Here is an 18,500-nt window from a genome sequence, read left to right on the forward strand (position 1 = left end):
AACAGATATGTCTGGGTTAATAGGAAAAAAAATCGGAATGACCAGCTTATTCGACGAGAATGGGAAGAATATCCCATGTACCGTTATCGAAGCAGGTCCTTGCGTAGTTACCCAAGTCAGAACCGAAGAAGTTGATGGTTATTCAGCTTTACAGTTAGGTTTCGATGACAAAAAAGCAAAAAGTTCTAACAAAGCGTTAGATGGCCACTTTAAAAAAGCTGGTACTGTTGCAAAGAAAAAAGTTGTTGAATTTCAAGGTTTTGATGGTGAGTACAAATTGGGTGATTCAATTACAGTAGAGCACTTTACTGAAGGAGAGTTTGTTGATGTTTCAGGGACTTCTAAAGGTAAAGGTTTTCAAGGGGTTGTTAAACGTCACGGATTTGGTGGTGTTGGACAAGCTACACACGGTCAGCATAACCGTTTAAGAGCGCCAGGTTCTATTGGTGCAGCTTCTTATCCTGCAAGAGTGTTCAAAGGAATGCGTATGGCAGGACGTATGGGAGGCGACAAAGTTAAAGTTCAAAATTTAAGAGTATTAAAAGTAGTTCCAGAAAAGAACCTTTTAGTAGTGAAAGGAGCTATTCCAGGACACAAAAACTCTTATGTAATCGTTGAGAAATAATGAAAGTAGCAGTATTAGACATTACAGGAAAAGATACTGGTAGAAAAGTTGAACTTTCTAACGAAGTATTCGGAATTGAGCCAAACGATCATGCAATTTACTTAGATGTAAAGCAATATTTGGCGAATCAAAGACAAGGAACTCACAAGGCTAAAGAAAGAGGTGAGATCACTGGAAGTACTAGGAAGATTAAAAAACAAAAAGGTACAGGTACAGCACGTGCTGGTAGTATCAAGTCTCCAGTATTTAGAGGTGGAGGACGTATCTTCGGTCCAAGACCAAGAAACTATTCTTTCAAATTAAACAAAAACTTAAAGCGTTTAGCTCGTAAATCAGCTTTAAGTATCCAAGCAAAAGATAACAATTTAGTAGTAGTTGAAGATTTCAATTTTGAAACTCCAAAAACGAAAGAATTTGTTAAAGTATTAAAAGCATTAGAATTAGACGCATCAAAGTCATTATTTGTATTAGGTAACGAAAACAAAAACGTTTACTTATCTTCTAGAAATATACAAAATTCTAAAGTGGTAAGTGCTACAGGAGTAAATACTTATAACGTTTTAAACGCTAAAAAAGTAGTTATTGCAGAGAGTACTTTAGAAGGAATTGAATCTAACTTAAGTAAATAGGATTTTTCAGATGAGTATTTTAATAAAACCTATTATTACAGAGAAAGCGACAAACGATAGCGAAAAATTTAACCGTTATACATTTGTTGTAAATAAGAATGCTAACAAAATTCAAATTAAAGACGCGGTAGAAGCTACTTACGGAGTAACAGTAGAGAAAGTAAGGACTTTAAATCACCCAGCTTTAAGAAAAACTAAGTACACTAAAAAAGGACTAGTTTCTGGTTTAACAAGCGGTTATAAAAAAGCGGTTGTTCAGTTAGCAGATGGAGAAATTGATTTTTATAACAATCTATAAGAATAGCAAGACAAATGTCAGTTAGAAAATTAAAACCAATAACACCAGGTCAGCGTTTTAGAGTTGTGAATGGGTTCGACACCATCACTACTGATAAGCCGGAAAAGTCATTATTGGCACCGAAAAAAAGAACTGGAGGTCGAAACAATCAGGGTCGTATGACTACTCCTAACAGAGGAGGAGGACATAAAAGAAGATATCGTATTATCGATTTCAAAAGAAATAGATACAACGATCCTGCTACAGTATTAACTATCGAGTACGATCCAAACCGTACAGCGTTTATCGCGTTAGTTCAATATGCTGATGGAGAAAAGCGTTATGTAATTGCACAAAACGGATTAAAAGTAGGACAAACAATCGTATCAGGAAAAGAAGCTACACCAGATGTTGGTAACGCAATGTTCTTAAGTGATATTCCTTTAGGAACAACTATTTCTTGTATCGAGTTACGTCCAGGTCAAGGAGCTGTTATGGCTCGTTCTGCAGGTTCTTTTGCTCAATTAATGGCAAGAGACGGGAAATATGCTACAGTAAAGTTACCTTCAGGTGAAACAAGATTAATCTTACAAACTTGTTTAGCAACTATTGGAGTTGTATCTAACTCAGATCACCAATTATTAGTTTCTGGTAAAGCAGGTAGATCTAGATGGTTAGGTAGAAGACCTAGAACTAATGCAGTTAGAAAGAACCCAGTTGATCACCCAATGGGAGGTGGTGAAGGACGTTCTTCTGGAGGACATCCAAGATCTAAGAATGGTATCCCAGCTAAAGGATATAAGACTAGATCTAAGACTAAAGCTAGTAATAAGTATATTATAGAACGTAGAAAGAAATAATAAATCATGGCAAGATCATTAAAAAAAGGACCGTACGTTCACTATAAATTAGAAAGAAAAGTGTTAGCTAACGTTGAATCAGGTAAGAAATCTGTAATCAAAACTTGGTCTAGAGCTAGTATGATTACTCCTGATTTTGTTGGACAAACAATTGCAGTTCATAACGGACGTCAGTTTGTACCTGTTTACGTTACAGAAAACATGGTAGGTCATAAGTTAGGCGAATTTTCACCAACACGTTCATTCCGTGGACACGCTGGTGCTAAAAATAAAGGAAAAAAATAGTAGGATATTATGGGAAGTCGTAAACATAACATGGCACAACAGTTAAAAGAAGCTAAAAAGCAAAGAGCATTTGCAAAGCTTACTAACTGTCCTACGTCACCAAGAAAAATGCGCTTAGTAGCAGATTTGGTAAGAGGAGTAGAAGTTGAAAAAGCTTTACAAATCTTAAAATTCAGTCCAAAAGAAGCATCTCGTAACTTAGAAAAGTTATTATTATCAGCTATTGCTAACTGGCAAGCTAAAAATGAAGATGCAAGTATTGAGGATGCTGGATTATTTGTGAAATCTATTTATGTAGATAGCGCTGGAATGTTAAAGAGATTAAGACCAGCTCCACAAGGACGTGCACATAGAATTCGTAAGCGTTCTAATCACGTAACTTTAGAGTTAGGAACTAAAAATAACAGTAATTAATCAAAGTAGAAATGGGACAAAAGACAAATCCAATAGGAAATCGTTTAGGAATTATCAGAGGATGGGAATCTAACTGGTATGGTGGAAATGACTACGGAGATAAGATTGCTGAAGACGATAAGATAAGAAGGTATTTAAAAGCTAGATTATCTAAAGCAAGTGTTTCTCGTATCATTATTGAGCGTACTTTAAAACTTGTAACCGTTACTATCACTACTGCACGTCCAGGTATCATTATTGGTAAAGGAGGTCAAGAGGTAGACAAGTTAAAAGAAGAGCTTAAGAAGATTACAGGTAAAGAAGTTCAAATCAACATTTTCGAAATTAAGCGTCCAGAATTAGATGCAAATTTAGTTGCAGCTAGTATTGCTCGTCAAATCGAAAACAGAATTTCTTACAAGCGTGCTACTAAAATGGCTATCGCGGCTGCAATGCGTATGAACGCAGAAGGTATTAAAGTTCAACTTTCTGGTCGTTTAAACGGAGCTGAAATGGCACGTTCTGAACACTATAAGGAGGGAAGAATTCCTTTATCTACTTTTAGAGCAGATATCGATTATTCACTTGTTGAAGCGCATACTACATACGGAAGAATCGGTGTGAAAGTATGGATTATGAAAGGCGAGGTTTATGGAAAGCGTGAATTATCTCCATTAGTAGGATTATCTAAGCAAAAAGGTAATTCTAACAAAGGTGGAGGTGGAAGACGTCAACCTCGTAGAAGAAAATAATTTTTAAAAGAAATTAGAGATGTTACAGCCAAAAAGAGTAAAATATCGTAGAGTTCAGAAGGGTAAAGGTAATATGAGTGGAAACTCTGGAAGAGGTACTCAGTTATCAAACGGAATGTTTGGTATCAAATCCTTAGACCAGAACTTACTTACTTCTCGCCAAATAGAAGCTGCACGTATCGCGGCAACTCGTTACATGAAAAGAGAGGGGCAACTTTGGATTAAAATTTTCCCGGATAAACCAATAACAAAGAAACCGTTAGAGGTACGTATGGGTAAAGGTAAAGGTGCACCAGATCATTTCGTAGCTGTTGTTAAACCTGGTAGAATATTATTTGAAGTTGGTGGAGTACCAATGGAAGTAGCAAAAGAAGCTTTACGCTTAGCTGCACAAAAATTACCAGTAAAAACAAAGTTTATCATAGCGAGAGATTTTGATTATAACGCTTAATTCTAATAGATCATGAAACAATCAGAAATAAAAGAATTATCAACAGCTGACTTACAAGATAAGCTAGGAGCGTTGAAGAAAAACTATACTGATCTTAAGATGGCACACGCTATAACTCCATTGGAAAATCCATTGCAGTTAAGAACCTTAAGAAGAACTGTAGCAAGAATTGCTACAGAGTTAACTAAAAGAGAATTACAATAAATTCTAGTCAGTTTTAAAGATGGAAAAAAGAAATCTTAGAAAAGAGAGAATAGGTGTTGTATCTAGCAACAAGATGGAGAAGTCTATCGTAGTTAGCGAGGTAAAAAGAGTAAAGCACCCAATGTACGGTAAATTCGTTAAGAAAACGAAGAAGTACGTTGCACATGACGAGAATAACGATTGCAACATTGGAGATACAGTGAGAATAATGGAAACACGTCCATTAAGTAAATCTAAGCGTTGGAGATTAGTAGAAATCCTAGAAAGAGCTAAATAATATGTTACAGACAGAATCAAGATTAAAAGTAGCAGACAACACTGGAGCGAAAGAAGTTTTAGTGATTAGAGTTTTAGGAGGAACAAAAAAGCGTTACGCTAGCGTTGGAGATAAAATTGTTGTAACAGTTAAGTCTGCAACTCCAAACGGAACTGTAAAAAAAGGTCAAGTATCTCGTGCAGTTGTTGTTCGTACTAAGAAAGAAATTAGACGTAAAGACGGATCATATATTAGATTTGATGATAATGCTTGTGTACTTTTAAATCCTACAGAGGAAATGAGAGGAACACGTGTATTCGGTCCAGTGGCTCGTGAATTACGTGAGAAACAATTTATGAAAATAGTATCATTAGCACCAGAGGTGTTATAAAATCAGATTTTAAGATGAAGAAATTTAAAATTAAATCAGGAGATACTGTTAAAGTTATCGCAGGAGATCACAAAGGATCTGAAGGAAAGGTTTTACGTATTCTTAAAGATAAGGATAGAGTAGTAGTAGAAGGTGTAAATATGGTATCTAAGCATACAAAACCTAGCGCTGCAAATCCACAAGGAGGTATCGTAAAGCAAGAAGCACCATTACATATTTCTAACGTTGCTTTAGTAGAAAACGGTGAAGCAGTAAGAGTAGGTTATAGAGTAGAAGGTGATAAGAAAGTAAGATTTTCAAAAAAATCAGATAAAGCAATATAACTATGAGTTACGTACCAAGATTAAAAGAAGAGTACAAAAGTAGAGTTATTAAAGCTCTAACTGATGAGTTCGGATATAAGAACGTAATGCAAGTACCTAAATTACAAAAGATTGTTGTAAGTAAAGGTGTAGGTGCTGCAATTGCTGATAAAAAATTAATCGAATATGCAGTTGATGAATTAACTGCAATCACAGGTCAAAAAGCAGTTTCAACTGTATCTAAGAAAGACGTTGCAAACTTCAAATTACGTAAAGGAATGCCAATTGGAGCTAAAGTTACGTTAAGAGGAGATATCATGTACGAATTTTTAGATCGTTTAATTACAGCTTCTTTACCACGTGTAAGAGATTTCGGTGGAATTAAAGCAAATGGTTTCGATGGTAGAGGTAATTACAACTTAGGAATTACTGAACAAATCATCTACCCAGAAATTAATATTGACCAAGTAAAGAAAATCAGTGGTATGGATATTACATTTGTAACATCTGCTGGTACTGATAAAGAAGCGAAGTCATTATTAGGAGAATTAGGTTTACCATTTAAAAAGAATTAACAACATGGCTAAAGAATCAATGAAAGCGCGTGAGCGTAAAAGAGCTAAAACGGTTGCTAAATATGCTGAAAAGAGAAAAGCTTTAAAAGAAGCTGGAGACTATGAAGCATTACAAAAGTTACCAAAAAACGCTTCACCAATTAGAATGCACAATCGTTGTAAGCTAACTGGTCGTCCAAAAGGATACATGCGTCAGTTTGGAATTTCACGTGTTACTTTCCGTGAAATGGCAAACCAAGGATTAATTCCTGGAGTAAAGAAAGCAAGCTGGTAGAAACTAGCTTTATAAATATAAAAAGGCGGACAATTGAAAAATTGTTCGCCTTTTTTATTATATTCGTGATAAAATTGTCACGTTTAAAATTGCATGAAAACTTCTCAAAGCCTATGTCGTTGCTTAGCGTGAAAAATTGTTGAATCAATCTAAATTTTATATATTATGAAGAAGATAAATTATATTATCTCTGCTTTTTTTATTGCCTTATTGGTAAATTGTACAGGAAACGATAACGAAGTCCTTAATGAATCTAATATCGCTCATGAGAATTTAAATACTTATAAAGGAATTCTTGTAAATAATAGGTTAAATGCACCAATTATAGATAGTGATAATAAAACCTTAGCTCGAAAAGAAAGTGCTAAAACAATTAATTTGGAAGATTTTAGCTTAGATCAAATAGCAAAAGCAGTAGAAGAAGAGTTAGCCAAATTTCCTTACATCAAAGAAGGAGACAATGTAACAGAAAAAGTAGAGCTTTTAAGAAAAGACTTTCCAACATTATCAGATGAAGACATTCAAAAGAATATAAATGTAATTGAAGAATATTATCATCAAAGTTTAGACTATTTAGTTTATAAGAAATTGTCGGATCAAGCACGTGAGTCTTCAAAAATTACTAAAAATGATTACGGAAGTGCTCAAGTAGATTGCATAGATAATAAAGGAGTTTTTAGAAGTTATGGAGGGTCATTTGGTTCTAGAGCTATGGCACTTGCTGCATTCTATCAAGCTGGTCAAGCTAAGAATATTGCTGCAGCTGAATATCCTAGTTTAGCTTCGGCAGATACAAAACACGATGCTTACAGACATATTTTATGGAGCGCTCTTTTATGTAGGTATTATTATACAGTATCTTCTAAAGCTCCTAAGTTAAGTTATGCTAAAACGGTTACAGATGCTTGGGAAGAGTGTGGTAATAATGAAAAAGATGCAATGTATATGGACTATCATAATAATGAAATAGGAAGAAGAGTATATGATAGAAATACGCCTTATGAAAAGTTTTTAGGTTTTGTAGTAGGATTAAAAACACCAAGTGTTGATTTACTAAAACAAAAAACAAAAGAAGAAGTTGAAAAGGCTTTTTATGTTACTGGTACAACTCAAGAGAGAGCAGACAAAATTAGAACTAAGACATATAATTGTGTTACTAAATATCATAGAAGATCTAGATATATATGTGACGATAATTTTGATAGTGGCTTTTTACCAAATCCTACAATTAGTGATTTTGATGATAGAGAAACACGTATTGTTGAACCTGATGGACCTGAGTGTTGGGAAACGTATTATGAAGCTTATCAGTCTTGCGATGGTACATTAGCTGTATATATATCACAATAAATAATTACGCCTTGATAGTTTAATCAAAATGACTATCAAAATAGGTTAATAGATTTACTAGCACATAAAAAAGACAGGCAATTGAAAAATTGCCTGTCTTTTTATTTAAGATGTTTCTATATGGAAGAGCTTTCTTAATACGATTTCTATATTTTATACGATTAAGATGGAAAGTTGTTACTATTCATTGTTTTGATTTATAGCTTTTTATTTTTTCTTTTTAACTCTTTTTATTTCTAGGTGTAATAGGAAAATATAATGTAGAAATATTTAAAATAATCAGTAATAAAAATTAAAAATAATCCTTTTTTGAAACGATTTTGACAAAGTTTTCTTTCGCCTTAAAAAAGGATGGAAATAAGCAATAAATTAATAGTCAAACTGATAATTCATAAAAGCCTTTTTTTTTCGAAAAGTTTGTGTATATTTGCACACTGTTTTTACAGGGTGAATTATGCTTTGTTGTGAACGCTGTGCAGGAATGCATATTTAAGTGAATAACAAAAACTAATTTGCAGTTAAAAACAAAAAAAATAGTATTAACTGGTTTCAGGTTTAGTAATTACGAATAATCGTAGGAACTACAGAAATTACTAAAAACCAAAACCGCAATTAATTTAGTATGTATACAGATCCAATCGCGGATTTTCTTACTCGTGTTAGAAACGCTATTATGGCAGGACACAGAGTTGTTGAAGTTCCAGCTTCAAAGTTGAAGAAGGAGATGACTAAGATTTTGTTTGATCAAGGATACATTTTAAGCTACCAGTTCAATGACGATAAAGTTCAAGGAACTATTAAAATAGCTTTAAAGTATGATCGCTTAACAAAAGAACCGGTTATCCGAAAAATTCAAAGAGTATCTACACCAGGTTTACGTAAGTACGTAGGTGCAAAAGAAATGCCAAGAGTTTTAAATGGACTTGGTATTGCAATTGTATCAACTTCAAAAGGTGTAATGACCAACAAAAAAGCTCGTCAAGAGAATGTTGGTGGAGAGGTATTATGTTACGTTTACTAAAAAAACATTTTGTAAGATGAGTAGAATAGGTAAAAGCCCAATCACATTGCCACAAGGTGTTGAAGTAAAAGTAAACGATAACGTGGTAACAGTAAAAGGTAAATTAGGAGAATTAACTCAAAAGTTAACTTCTGATATTACTGTAAAGATCGAAGATGGTACATTAACATTAGAAAGACCATCAGATAGTAAAGAACACAAAGCTGCACATGGTTTATATCGTGCTTTAATCAGTAACATGGTTGAAGGTGTTAGCAAAGGTTACACTAAAGAATTAGAGTTAGTTGGAGTAGGTTATAGAGCGTCTAACCAAGGACAAAAGTTAGATTTAGCTTTAGGATTTTCTCATAACATTGTTTTAGAGTTAGCACCAGAAATTAAGGTTGAGACAGTATCTGAAAAAGGTAAAAATCCAATCGTAAAATTAACTTCTTATGATAAGCAGTTAGTGGGGCAGGTTGCAGCAAAGATTCGTTCTTTCCGTAAGCCAGAACCATATAAAGGTAAAGGAGTTAAGTTTGTTGGTGAAGTAATTAGAAGAAAAGCAGGTAAATCTGCATAATAATTAGTGTTATGGCATTATCAAAACTTGAAAGAAGACAACGTATAAAGTATAGAATTAGAAAAGTTGTTTCTGGTACAACTGAAAAACCTAGGTTATCAGTTTTTAGAAGTAATAAAGAAATCTATGCTCAAATAATAAATGATGTAGAAGGTGTAACGTTAGCATCTGCTTCATCGAGAGATAAAGAAATTGCATCTGGTTCTAAAGCAGAAACTGCTGCAGCAGTAGGAAAAGCAATCGCAGAGAAAGCTGTGAAAGCTGGAATTGAAACTGTTGCTTTTGATAGAAATGGATACTTATACCACGGACGTGTTAAAGTATTAGCAGAAGCTGCAAGAGAAGCTGGTTTAAAATTTTAAGAAATTATATTATGTTAGGATATAAAAACGTAGAAAGAGTAAAACCAAGCGGATTAGAGCTTGTAGATAGATTAGTTGGTGTGCAACGTGTTACCAAAGTAACAAAGGGAGGTAGAGCATTTGGATTCTCTGCTATCGTTGTTGTTGGAGATGGTAAAGGAGTTGTAGGACACGGATTAGGAAAATCTAAAGATGTATCATCTGCAATTGCAAAAGCAGTTGAAGATGCAAAGAAGAACTTAGTACGTATCCCACTTTTAGACGGAACATTACCACACGAGCAAAAAGGTAAATTCGGAGGAGCTAAAGTATTTATTAAGCCAGCTTCTCACGGTACCGGAGTTATTGCAGGTGGTGCAGTACGTGCCGTATTAGAGTCTGTAGGAGTACATGATGTATTATCAAAATCTCAAGGATCATCTAACCCTCACAATGTTGTAAAAGCAACTTTCGATGCGTTATTACAATTACGTAGTGCAGCAACAGTTGCAAGACAAAGAGGTATTTCTTTAGAGAAAGTTTTTAACGGATAAATTTTAGGACGATGAGTAAAATTAGAGTTACACAAGTAAAAAGTCAAATAGGTCGCCTTAAAAATCAAAAAAGAACATTAGAGGCCTTAGGATTACGTAAAATGAACCAAACTGTAGAACACGATGCAACAGCTACAATTTTGGGAATGGTAAATAAAGTTCAACACTTAGTTTCTGTAGAAGAAATTAAATAAGAAGATAATAAAAAATGGGTTTACATAACTTAAAACCAGCGGCAGGGTCTACTAAAAGCGATAAGCGTATCGCTCGTGGAGAAGGTTCTGGTCGTGGAGGTACCTCTACAAGAGGACATAAAGGAGCTAAATCTCGTTCAGGATACTCTCGTAAAATAGGATTTGAAGGAGGACAAATGCCACTTCAAAGACGTGTGCCTAAGTTCGGTTTCACAAACATAAACCGTAAAGAATACGTAGGTGTTAATTTAGATAGATTACAAGAGTTAGTAGATAACGGTAGAATTTCTGATACAGTTACTATGGACGTTTTAGTAGAAAACAGATTAGCACGTAAAAATGACTTAGTTAAAATATTAGGTCGCGGAGAATTAAAAGCTAAATTAAATATAACTGTACACAAATTTACAGCATCAGCTAAAGCAGCTATCGAAGCAGCTGGAGGTGAGGCAGTAACATTATAAGAACTGTAAATGATGAATTTTATAAATACTTTAAAAGACATTTGGAAAATTGAAGAGTTAAAAGAAAAATTACTTTTAACAATTGGTTTAATCGCTGTATATCGTTTCATGGCTGCTGTTCCCTTACCGGGAATAGACCCAACACAGTTGGCAGCACTAAAAGATAGTACAGACGGTGGTCTTTTAGGAATTTTAAATGCATTTACAGGTGGGGCATTTGCCAGAGCATCCGTAATGGCACTCGGTATAATGCCTTACATTTCTGCATCTATTGTAGTTCAATTAATGGGAATTGCGGTTCCTTACTTACAAAAATTACAAAAAGATGGAGAGAGTGGACGTAAGAAAATTACGCAAATTACACGTTGGTTAACAATTGCAATTACCTTAGTGCAAGGACCAACGTATATTACAGCAATTAAAACGCAATTCGGTTTGCCAGAGTCAGCTTTCTTAGTTGGTGGGTTAACCTTTTGGGTTTCATCTATGATATTACTTACTGCAGGAACAATTTTTGCAATGTGGTTAGGAGAGCGTATTACAGACAAAGGTGTTGGTAATGGAATCTCTTTATTAATTACAGTAGGTATTATCGCCAACTTCCCAGCAGCATTCCTACAAGAATTTATTTCTAAAACTACCAATGCAGGTGGTGGAGGTATCATGATGATATTAATTGAAGTTCTAGTGTGGTTTGTTGTAATATTATTAACTGTGTTACTAGTAACTGCTGTTCGTAAAGTAGCGGTTCAGTATGCTAGAAGAACAGCTATTGCAAACATTAAAGATGTTGAAGGTGCTAGACAGTACATTCCTTTAAAGTTAAACGCAGCAGGTGTGATGCCAATTATCTTTGCACAAGCAATTATGTTTTTACCTATTACGTTAGGTCAAAAATACCCTGCATTAGTGAGTTTAACAGATATCAACGGATTATGGTATAACGTAATTTTTGCTTTATTAATAATTATCTTTAGTTATTTCTACACAGCAATTACAATTCCAACGAATAAAATGGCCGAAGACTTAAAAAGAAGTAATGGTTTCGTTCCAGGTTACAAACCAGGTGAAGAAACAGCAAACTATTTAGATTCAGTTCTATCTAGAATTACATTCCCAGGGTCTTTATTCTTAGCAGCATTATCTATTTTGCCTGCTATAATTGTACAGTTTGGAGTAACTCAAAACTGGGCATTATTCTACGGAGGTACATCCTTAATCATTATGGTAGGAGTTGCTATCGACACAATTCAACAAATTAATTCGTATTTATTAAACAGTCGTTACGACGGTTTAATGAAAACAGGTAACACTAATAGAAAATCATTAAAATAATATGGCTAAGCAACCAGCAATTCAACAAGATGGAACAATAACGGAAGCATTATCTAATGCAATGTTTCGTGTAGAATTAGAAAATGGACATATTGTTACGGCACACATTTCAGGTAAAATGCGTATGCACTATATCAAACTTTTACCAGGAGATAAGGTAAAGTTAGAAATGAGTCCTTATGATTTAACTAAGGCAAGAATTACTTACAGATATTAAAAACACACACTGATGAAAGTAAGAGCATCATTAAAGAAGAGAAGTGCCGACTGTAAAATTGTACGCAGAAAGGGCAGATTATATGTAATTAATAAAAAGAATCCTAGATTTAAACAAAGACAAGGATAATAAAGAAATTGAGTTATTAGTAATTAGTAGTTAGATGAATCTGCTTGAAATAGAAATGTTTAGGATTCTAACAACTAAAAACTAACAGCTAAAAACTATAACAATATGGCAAGAATCGCAGGTATTGATATTCCAAAGAACAAAAGAGGTCTTATCTCTTTAACATATATCTTTGGTATCGGAAAAAGCAGAGCTAAAGAAATTTTAGCAGAAGCAAAAGTTGACGAGAACATTAAAGTTCAAGATTGGAACGATGATCAAATTGCAGCAATTCGTGAGCAAGTTGGTAAGTACACTATAGAGGGTGAATTACGTTCAGAAGTTCAATTAAACATCAAACGTTTAATGGACATCGGTTGTCAAAGAGGAATCCGTCACAGACTTGGATTACCTTTAAGAGGACAAAGAACTAAAAATAACTCTCGTACTAGAAAAGGTAAGAGAAAAACTGTAGCTAACAAGAAAAAATAATCGTTGAGATTATTTTTACTAATAGTAAAGAATCATGGCAAAATCTAAAGTAACAAAAAAGCGTAAAGTTGTAATTGAGTCTACAGGAGAGGCGCACATCACAGCATCGTTCAATAACATCATCATCTCTTTAACAAACAAAAAAGGAGATGTAATTTCATGGTCTTCTGCAGGTAAAATGGGCTTCAGAGGTTCTAAAAAGAACACTCCTTATGCAGCTCAATTAGCAGCTGAAAACTGTGCTAGCGTAGCTAAAGAAGCTGGTTTACGTAAAGTAAAAGTTTATGTAAAAGGACCAGGAAATGGTAGAGAATCTGCAATCAGATCAATCCATAACTCAGGAATCGAAGTAACAGAAATCATTGACGTTACACCAATTCCACACAATGGTTGTAGACCTCCAAAAAGAAGAAGAGTATAATTATAATATTTTAACACAAGCAGGATTCATGATTGTCGAAGGAGTAAGCCTTAATTCACAATCCCTGCTTAAATTTTTTAGAAATGGCAAGATATACAGGACCAAAAACTAAGATTGCTCGTAAATTTGGCGAGGCAATTTTCGGAGACGATAAGAACTTCGAAAAAAGAAACTACCCTCCAGGACAACATGGTGTTGGAAAGAGAAGAGGAAAGAAATCTGAATATGCAGTACAGTTAATGGAAAAGCAAAAAGCTAAGTATACATATGGTATCTTAGAGCGTCAATTCCGTAACTTATTTAAAAAGGCTCAAGCATCAGGAGGAATTACTGGTGAAGTATTATTACAATTATGTGAGTCTCGTTTAGATAACACTGTATACCGTTTTGGATTATCTAACTCACGTAGAGGAGCTCGTCAATTAGTATCGCACCGTCACATCACTGTTAATGGTGAGATCGTTAACATTCCATCATACAGATTAAAAGCTGGAGATGTTGTTGCAGTAAGAGAGAAATCTAAATCATTAGAGGCTATCGAAAACGCATTAGCTTCTAATAGTAATGTATACGAATGGTTAAGCTGGAATGCTGATCAAAAGTCTGGAACATTTGTTAAAGCTCCAGAAAGATTACAAATTCCAGAAAACATCAAAGAGCAATTAATCGTAGAATTGTACTCTAAATAATAAAATAATCATAATCACATTGGTATTTGGCCAAAGGGTTTATTCGTATTTCTTCAAACTTATAAACCGCGCAACCAAATAACAATTAAAACGAAGAAAAAAATAATGGCGATTTTAAATTTTCAAAAACCAGATAAAGTAATCATGATCGAATCTACTGATTTTTCAGGTAGATTTGAATTCAGACCATTAGAACCAGGTTTTGGTTTAACTATTGGTAATGCGTTACGTAGAGTTTTATTATCTTCTTTAGAAGGTTTCGCAATTACATCTTTAAGAATCGACGGTGTTGAGCACGAATTTTCAACAATTACTGGAGTAGTAGAAGATGTAACTGAAATGATCTTAAACTTAAAGCAAGTTCGTTTCAAAAAGCAAATCGAAGAGTCAGATAGAGAAACTGTAACGATCGCAATATCTGGTCAAGAGCAGTTAACTGCTGGAGACTTACAGAAATTTATTTCAGGTTTCCAAGTATTAAATCCAGATTTAGTAATCTGTAATATGGATAAATCTGTAAAGATTAATGCAGAAATTACCATAGAAAAAGGTAGAGGATTTGTACCTGCTGAAGAAAACAAAAAATCAGGAGCACCATTAGGAACAATTTTTACAGATTCTATCTTTACACCAATTAAAAATGTAAAGTATGCTGTAGAAAACTTCCGTGTTGAGCAAAAGACTGATTACGAAAAATTAGTATTTGATATCGATACAGATGGTTCAATTAATCCTAAAGATGCTTTAACGGAAGCAGCTAAGATTTTAATCCACCACTTTATGTTATTCTCAGATGAGAGAATTACATTAGAGGCAGATGAAATTGCACAAACTGAATCGTATGATGAAGAATCACTTCACATGCGTCAGTTATTAAAGACGAAATTAGTAGATATGGATTTATCTGTTCGTGCTTTAAATTGTTTAAAAGCTGCAGAAGTAGATACGTTAGGAGACTTAGTGTCATTTAACAAAGGAGATTTAATGAAGTTCAGAAACTTTGGTAAAAAATCATTAACAGAATTAGAAGAGTTAGTGAACAATAAAGGATTAAGTTTCGGAATGGATTTATCGAAATACAAATTAGATAGAGATTAATATTTAACGAGGGTATCATAATTTGCTCCTCAAGAGTGGGTAGAGCAAGATGATAGTCTTAAAACTAAAAGGTCATGAGACACGGTAAAAAAGTAAACCATTTAGGTAGAAAAACAGCACATAGAAAATCTATGTTAGCGAATATGGCTTGTTCTTTAATCGAGCACAAGCGAATTAATACTACAGAAGCTAAAGCGAAAGCTTTACGTAAGTATGTAGAGCCATTAATTACAAAAGCTAAAGCTGATAACAATGCAACTGCAGAGCAAAACATGCACAACCGTCGTGTTGTATTTAGTTACTTACGTAACAAATATGCAGTTACAGAATTATTCAAAGAAATTTCTGTAAAAGTTGCAGACAGACCAGGAGGATATGTTCGTATCATCAAGTTAGGAAATCGTCAAGGTGATAACGCACCAATGGCAATGGTTGAATTAGTTGATTACAACGAATTATATAACCCTAATGGTAAGAAGGCTAAGAAGAATACTCGTCGTAGCCGTAGAGGTGGAGCTAAGAAAGAAGCAGCACCTGTAGCTGATGTTGAAACTTCACAAGAAGAAGAATAAATGACAGTTCTATAAATTACAAAAAGGATAAACAATTTCGTTTATCCTTTTTTTTTAAACTATTTTTGACAAACTTTTCAAGTCCATACATATACAACAGATGAAATATACAACAAGAAAAAAGGCCCTAGTGTTACTGGCAGATGGAACAATTTTTTATGGGAAGTCTATAGGGATTGAAGGTACCGTAACTGGAGAAATATGCTTCAATACTGGTATGACAGGTTATCAAGAAATTTTTACAGATCCGTCGTATTTTGGTCAGTTAATGGTAACTACCAATGCACATATTGGTAACTATGGTGTAAATAACGAAGAAGTAGAATCTGAAGGAATAAAAATTTCAGGGTTAATTTGTAGAAATTTTAGTTTTGAACATTCAAGAATAGATTCAGATGGAAACTTAAAAGATTGGTTTGAAAAACACAATCTAGTTGCAATTTCAGATGTAGATACACGTGCTTTAGTTTCATATATTAGAGATAATGGAGCTATGAATGCAATTATTTCTACAGATGTTGAAAATATAGATGCTTTAAAGGAACAGTTGGCTAATACACCAAACATGGAAGGTCTAGAATTAGCATCTAAAGTGTCTACAAAAGAGCCATATTTTGTAGGTAATGAAAACGCAACCTATAAAATTGCTGCATTAGACATCGGGATTAAAAAGAATATCTTAAGAAATTTAGCAAAGAGAGATGCTTATATTAAAGTGTACCCATACAATGCAAAGTTCAACGAATTAGCAGCTTGGAATCCTGATGGTTATTTCATCTCAAATGGACCTGGTGATCCAGAACCGTTAACCGAAGCGCAAGCATTAGCAAAAGAAGTAATAGCAAAAGATTTACCATTATTTGGAATTTGTTTAGGACACCAAGTAATTGCATTAGCAAATGGTATATCAACGTATAAAATGCATAATGGACATAGAGGAATTAATCATCCAGTAAAAAACCTTGAGACAGGAAAAGGAGAGATTACTTCTCAAAATCATGGATTTGCAATTAATAGAGAAGAAACTGAAGCACATCCAGATGTAGAAATTACACATTTACATTTAAATGACGATACCGTAGCTGGAATCAAGATGAAAAGTAAAAACGTATTTTCAGTACAATATCACCCAGAAGCAAGTCCTGGACCTCACGACTCAGAATATTTATTTGATCAGTTTATAGAGAATATAAAAGCCGTTAAAAGTTAAGAGAAAACTGAAAACGATTTCGTAGAAAATAATTAAAAAATAATTTTTTATAAGGTAGCCTTTGTAAATTAGCTACTAACAAATAACAAAAAAACATACAAGAAATGAGTATTATTATCAACATTCATGCACGTCAAATTTTTGATTCGAGAGGGAACCCAACTGTTGAAGTAGATGTAACTACAGAAAATGGAGTATTAGGTAGAGCAGCTGTGCCTTCAGGAGCTTCTACAGGAGAGCATGAAGCAGTTGAATTACGAGATGGTGGTGATGCTTATATGGGAAAAGGAGTTGCGAAAGCAGTAGAAAACGTAAACTCAATTATAGCTCAAGAATTGTTAGGAACTTCTGTTTTTGAACAAAACCTAATCGATCAAATGATGATTGAATTAGATGGAACACCTAACAAATCAAACTTAGGAGCAAATGCAATTTTAGGAGTTTCATTAGCAGTTGCAAAAGCAGCAGCAAACGAATTAGGAATGCCATTATATAGATATGTTGGAGGAGTAAGTGCAAACACATTACCAGTTCCAATGATGAATATTATTAATGGAGGTTCTCATTCAGATGCACCTATTGCTTTCCAAGAATTTATGGTAATGCCTGTTAAAGCAAAAAACTTTACGCATGCAATGCAAATGGGATCTGAGATTTTCCACAATCTTAAAAAGGTACTTCATGATAGAAATTTATCTACAGCCGTTGGAGATGAAGGAGGTTTTGCGCCAACTTTAGAAGGTACAGAAGATGCTTTAGATACAATTGCATTAGCTGTTAAAAATGCTGGATATTCTTACGGAGATGAAGTAATGATTGCTTTAGACTGTGCTGCTGCAGAGTTCTATGTAGACGGTAAGTATGATTATACGAAGTTTGAAGGAGAAACAGGAAAAGTTCGTACAAGTAAAGAACAAGCAGATTACTTAGCAGAATTAGCTGAAAAGTATCCAATTATTTCTATAGAAGATGGAATGGATGAAAATGACTGGGAAGGATGGAAATACTTAACAGAAATTGTAGGAGATAAAGTACAGTTAGTAGGAGATGATTTATTTGTAACAAATGTAGAGCGTCTTTCTAGAGGTATTGAAAATGGTATTGCTAATTCTATTTTAATTAAAGTAAACCAAATTGGTACATTAACAGAAACAATTGCAGCTGTGAATATGGCACATAATGCAGGATATACTTCAGTTATGAGTCACCGTTCAGGGGAAACTGAAGATAATACAATTGCAGATTTAGCAGTTGCATTAAATACAGGGCAAATTAAAACAGGTTCTGCTTCAAGGTCAGATCGTATGGCTAAATACAACCAATTATTACGTATTGAAGAAGAGTTAGAAGATGTAGGATATTATCCACAACAAAATGCTTTTAAAATAAAATAAGTAAATAAGCTTATTAGAAATAAAAAAACTCGTAGTAATTACTACGAGTTTTTTTATTTCTAATCTAGGGATAAACACATGTTTTTAACCATAGAAAAAGGAGGATTCTATATAAGTTATAATTATTCATATATAATTTTTTGATATTCAAAAACAACATACCAAGATTTTTTATATACTTCAAAAAATGGTATCTTCGTGCAG

Annotated in this window: 31 protein-coding genes; all 31 read left to right on the forward strand. The window is 33.9% G+C overall.

The genetic code is table 11. The annotated features are described in order from the left end of the window. The first annotated feature begins 7 nt into the window (after window positions 1-7). The 31 genes from rplC (at window position 8) to eno (ending at window position 18,296) form a co-directional block, all read left to right on the forward strand. Window positions 8-625, forward strand: coding sequence for a 50S ribosomal protein L3 (rplC, locus tag ACKTTC_RS05185; protein WP_408038741.1), 618 nt, complete (start codon window positions 8-10; stop codon window positions 623-625). Then, window positions 625-1,254, forward strand: coding sequence for a 50S ribosomal protein L4 (gene rplD, locus ACKTTC_RS05190; RefSeq protein ID WP_408038742.1), 630 nt, complete (start codon window positions 625-627; stop codon window positions 1,252-1,254). Before rplC ends, rplD begins: the two co-directional genes overlap by 1 nt. A 10-nt stretch (window positions 1,255-1,264) precedes the next feature. Beyond that, window positions 1,265-1,552 carry a 50S ribosomal protein L23 gene (gene rplW / locus ACKTTC_RS05195; RefSeq protein WP_132722874.1) on the forward strand — a complete coding sequence of 96 codons (288 nt, stop codon included), beginning with the start codon at window positions 1,265-1,267 and terminating at the stop codon, window positions 1,550-1,552. A gap of 14 nt (window positions 1,553-1,566) precedes the next feature. After that, window positions 1,567-2,391 (forward strand): 50S ribosomal protein L2, encoded by an 825-nt coding sequence (gene rplB / locus ACKTTC_RS05200; protein ID WP_075342603.1) that lies wholly within the window; start codon window positions 1,567-1,569, stop codon window positions 2,389-2,391. Window positions 2,392-2,397: 6 nt separating this feature from the next. Continuing rightward, window positions 2,398-2,676, forward strand: a complete 279-nt coding sequence (gene rpsS, locus ACKTTC_RS05205; protein ID WP_075342604.1) for a 30S ribosomal protein S19 — start codon at window positions 2,398-2,400, stop codon at window positions 2,674-2,676. A 9-nt stretch (window positions 2,677-2,685) separates the two neighbouring features. After that, window positions 2,686-3,090, forward strand: a complete 405-nt coding sequence (gene rplV / locus ACKTTC_RS05210; RefSeq protein WP_408038743.1) for a 50S ribosomal protein L22 — start codon at window positions 2,686-2,688, stop codon at window positions 3,088-3,090. Between the two features lie 11 nt (window positions 3,091-3,101). Next, complete coding sequence (gene rpsC / locus ACKTTC_RS05215) at window positions 3,102-3,821, forward strand: 30S ribosomal protein S3 (RefSeq protein ID WP_408038744.1); 720 nt, start codon at window positions 3,102-3,104, stop codon at window positions 3,819-3,821. Between the two features lie 19 nt (window positions 3,822-3,840). Next, window positions 3,841-4,272: a 50S ribosomal protein L16 gene (rplP, locus tag ACKTTC_RS05220; protein WP_408038745.1), complete on the forward strand. Its 432-nt coding sequence runs from the start codon at window positions 3,841-3,843 to the stop codon at window positions 4,270-4,272. A 12-nt stretch (window positions 4,273-4,284) separates the two neighbouring features. Further along, window positions 4,285-4,476, forward strand: a complete 192-nt coding sequence (gene rpmC / locus ACKTTC_RS05225; protein WP_408038746.1) for a 50S ribosomal protein L29 — start codon at window positions 4,285-4,287, stop codon at window positions 4,474-4,476. A gap of 19 nt (window positions 4,477-4,495) precedes the next feature. Next, the gene (gene rpsQ, locus ACKTTC_RS05230) at window positions 4,496-4,753 is read left to right on the forward strand and encodes a 30S ribosomal protein S17 (protein ID WP_100925418.1); all 258 of its coding nucleotides are present in this window, start codon (window positions 4,496-4,498) and stop codon (window positions 4,751-4,753) included. A gap of 1 nt (window position 4,754) precedes the next feature. After that, window positions 4,755-5,123, forward strand: a complete 369-nt coding sequence (gene rplN, locus ACKTTC_RS05235) for a 50S ribosomal protein L14 (protein WP_408038747.1) — start codon at window positions 4,755-4,757, stop codon at window positions 5,121-5,123. 14 nt (window positions 5,124-5,137) lie between these two features. After that, window positions 5,138-5,446 (forward strand): 50S ribosomal protein L24, encoded by a 309-nt coding sequence (gene rplX, locus ACKTTC_RS05240; RefSeq protein WP_408038748.1) that lies wholly within the window; start codon window positions 5,138-5,140, stop codon window positions 5,444-5,446. Window positions 5,447-5,448: 2 nt separating this feature from the next. Next, window positions 5,449-6,000 carry a 50S ribosomal protein L5 gene (gene rplE / locus ACKTTC_RS05245; RefSeq protein WP_408038749.1) on the forward strand — a complete coding sequence of 184 codons (552 nt, stop codon included), beginning with the start codon at window positions 5,449-5,451 and terminating at the stop codon, window positions 5,998-6,000. A 4-nt stretch (window positions 6,001-6,004) separates the two neighbouring features. Further along, window positions 6,005-6,274, forward strand: a complete 270-nt coding sequence (gene rpsN, locus ACKTTC_RS05250; protein WP_091891535.1) for a 30S ribosomal protein S14 — start codon at window positions 6,005-6,007, stop codon at window positions 6,272-6,274. A gap of 165 nt (window positions 6,275-6,439) precedes the next feature. After that, window positions 6,440-7,624: a DUF6973 domain-containing protein gene (locus ACKTTC_RS05255; protein WP_408038750.1), complete on the forward strand. Its 1,185-nt coding sequence runs from the start codon at window positions 6,440-6,442 to the stop codon at window positions 7,622-7,624. Between the two features lie 622 nt (window positions 7,625-8,246). Next, window positions 8,247-8,645, forward strand: coding sequence for a 30S ribosomal protein S8 (gene rpsH / locus ACKTTC_RS05260; protein ID WP_408038751.1), 399 nt, complete (start codon window positions 8,247-8,249; stop codon window positions 8,643-8,645). A gap of 16 nt (window positions 8,646-8,661) precedes the next feature. Next, complete coding sequence (gene rplF / locus ACKTTC_RS05265; protein WP_408038752.1) at window positions 8,662-9,207, forward strand: 50S ribosomal protein L6; 546 nt, start codon at window positions 8,662-8,664, stop codon at window positions 9,205-9,207. Window positions 9,208-9,218: 11 nt separating this feature from the next. Further along, window positions 9,219-9,569, forward strand: a complete 351-nt coding sequence (gene rplR, locus ACKTTC_RS05270) for a 50S ribosomal protein L18 (protein WP_408038753.1) — start codon at window positions 9,219-9,221, stop codon at window positions 9,567-9,569. Window positions 9,570-9,580: 11 nt separating this feature from the next. Further along, window positions 9,581-10,102: a 30S ribosomal protein S5 gene (gene rpsE / locus ACKTTC_RS05275; RefSeq protein ID WP_408038754.1), complete on the forward strand. Its 522-nt coding sequence runs from the start codon at window positions 9,581-9,583 to the stop codon at window positions 10,100-10,102. An 11-nt stretch (window positions 10,103-10,113) separates the two neighbouring features. After that, on the forward strand, window positions 10,114-10,296 hold the full coding sequence (rpmD, locus tag ACKTTC_RS05280; protein WP_274635086.1) for a 50S ribosomal protein L30: 183 nt from the start codon (window positions 10,114-10,116) through the stop codon (window positions 10,294-10,296). A 14-nt stretch (window positions 10,297-10,310) separates the two neighbouring features. Next, a complete protein-coding gene (gene rplO / locus ACKTTC_RS05285) occupies window positions 10,311-10,760 on the forward strand; it encodes a 50S ribosomal protein L15 (protein ID WP_408038755.1) in 450 nt (149 codons plus the stop codon). Window positions 10,761-10,772: 12 nt separating this feature from the next. After that, window positions 10,773-12,095 carry a preprotein translocase subunit SecY gene (gene secY / locus ACKTTC_RS05290; RefSeq protein ID WP_408038786.1) on the forward strand — a complete coding sequence of 441 codons (1,323 nt, stop codon included), beginning with the start codon at window positions 10,773-10,775 and terminating at the stop codon, window positions 12,093-12,095. Between the two features lies 1 nt (window position 12,096). Then, on the forward strand, window positions 12,097-12,312 hold the full coding sequence (infA, locus tag ACKTTC_RS05295) for a translation initiation factor IF-1 (RefSeq protein ID WP_068206835.1): 216 nt from the start codon (window positions 12,097-12,099) through the stop codon (window positions 12,310-12,312). Window positions 12,313-12,324: 12 nt separating this feature from the next. Further along, window positions 12,325-12,441, forward strand: a complete 117-nt coding sequence (gene ykgO / locus ACKTTC_RS05300) for a type B 50S ribosomal protein L36 (protein WP_010181906.1) — start codon at window positions 12,325-12,327, stop codon at window positions 12,439-12,441. Window positions 12,442-12,546: 105 nt separating this feature from the next. Then, complete coding sequence (gene rpsM / locus ACKTTC_RS05305) at window positions 12,547-12,912, forward strand: 30S ribosomal protein S13 (RefSeq protein WP_408038756.1); 366 nt, start codon at window positions 12,547-12,549, stop codon at window positions 12,910-12,912. A 34-nt stretch (window positions 12,913-12,946) separates the two neighbouring features. Next, the gene (rpsK, locus tag ACKTTC_RS05310) at window positions 12,947-13,333 is read left to right on the forward strand and encodes a 30S ribosomal protein S11 (protein ID WP_100925405.1); all 387 of its coding nucleotides are present in this window, start codon (window positions 12,947-12,949) and stop codon (window positions 13,331-13,333) included. An 83-nt stretch (window positions 13,334-13,416) separates the two neighbouring features. Further along, the gene (rpsD, locus tag ACKTTC_RS05315; protein ID WP_408038757.1) at window positions 13,417-14,022 is read left to right on the forward strand and encodes a 30S ribosomal protein S4; all 606 of its coding nucleotides are present in this window, start codon (window positions 13,417-13,419) and stop codon (window positions 14,020-14,022) included. A gap of 105 nt (window positions 14,023-14,127) precedes the next feature. Further along, window positions 14,128-15,120, forward strand: coding sequence for a DNA-directed RNA polymerase subunit alpha (locus tag ACKTTC_RS05320; protein ID WP_408038758.1), 993 nt, complete (start codon window positions 14,128-14,130; stop codon window positions 15,118-15,120). A gap of 74 nt (window positions 15,121-15,194) precedes the next feature. After that, window positions 15,195-15,692, forward strand: a complete 498-nt coding sequence (gene rplQ / locus ACKTTC_RS05325) for a 50S ribosomal protein L17 (RefSeq protein ID WP_408038759.1) — start codon at window positions 15,195-15,197, stop codon at window positions 15,690-15,692. Window positions 15,693-15,792: 100 nt separating this feature from the next. Continuing rightward, window positions 15,793-16,902, forward strand: a complete 1,110-nt coding sequence (gene carA / locus ACKTTC_RS05330) for a glutamine-hydrolyzing carbamoyl-phosphate synthase small subunit (RefSeq protein WP_408038760.1) — start codon at window positions 15,793-15,795, stop codon at window positions 16,900-16,902. Between the two features lie 104 nt (window positions 16,903-17,006). Then, window positions 17,007-18,296, forward strand: coding sequence for a phosphopyruvate hydratase (gene eno / locus ACKTTC_RS05335; protein WP_408038761.1), 1,290 nt, complete (start codon window positions 17,007-17,009; stop codon window positions 18,294-18,296). Window positions 18,297-18,500 lie beyond the last annotated feature (204 nt).

The organism is Tenacibaculum amylolyticum (assembly GCF_964511145.1).
In the GTDB taxonomy this organism is placed as follows: domain Bacteria; phylum Bacteroidota; class Bacteroidia; order Flavobacteriales; family Flavobacteriaceae; genus Polaribacter; species Polaribacter amylolyticum.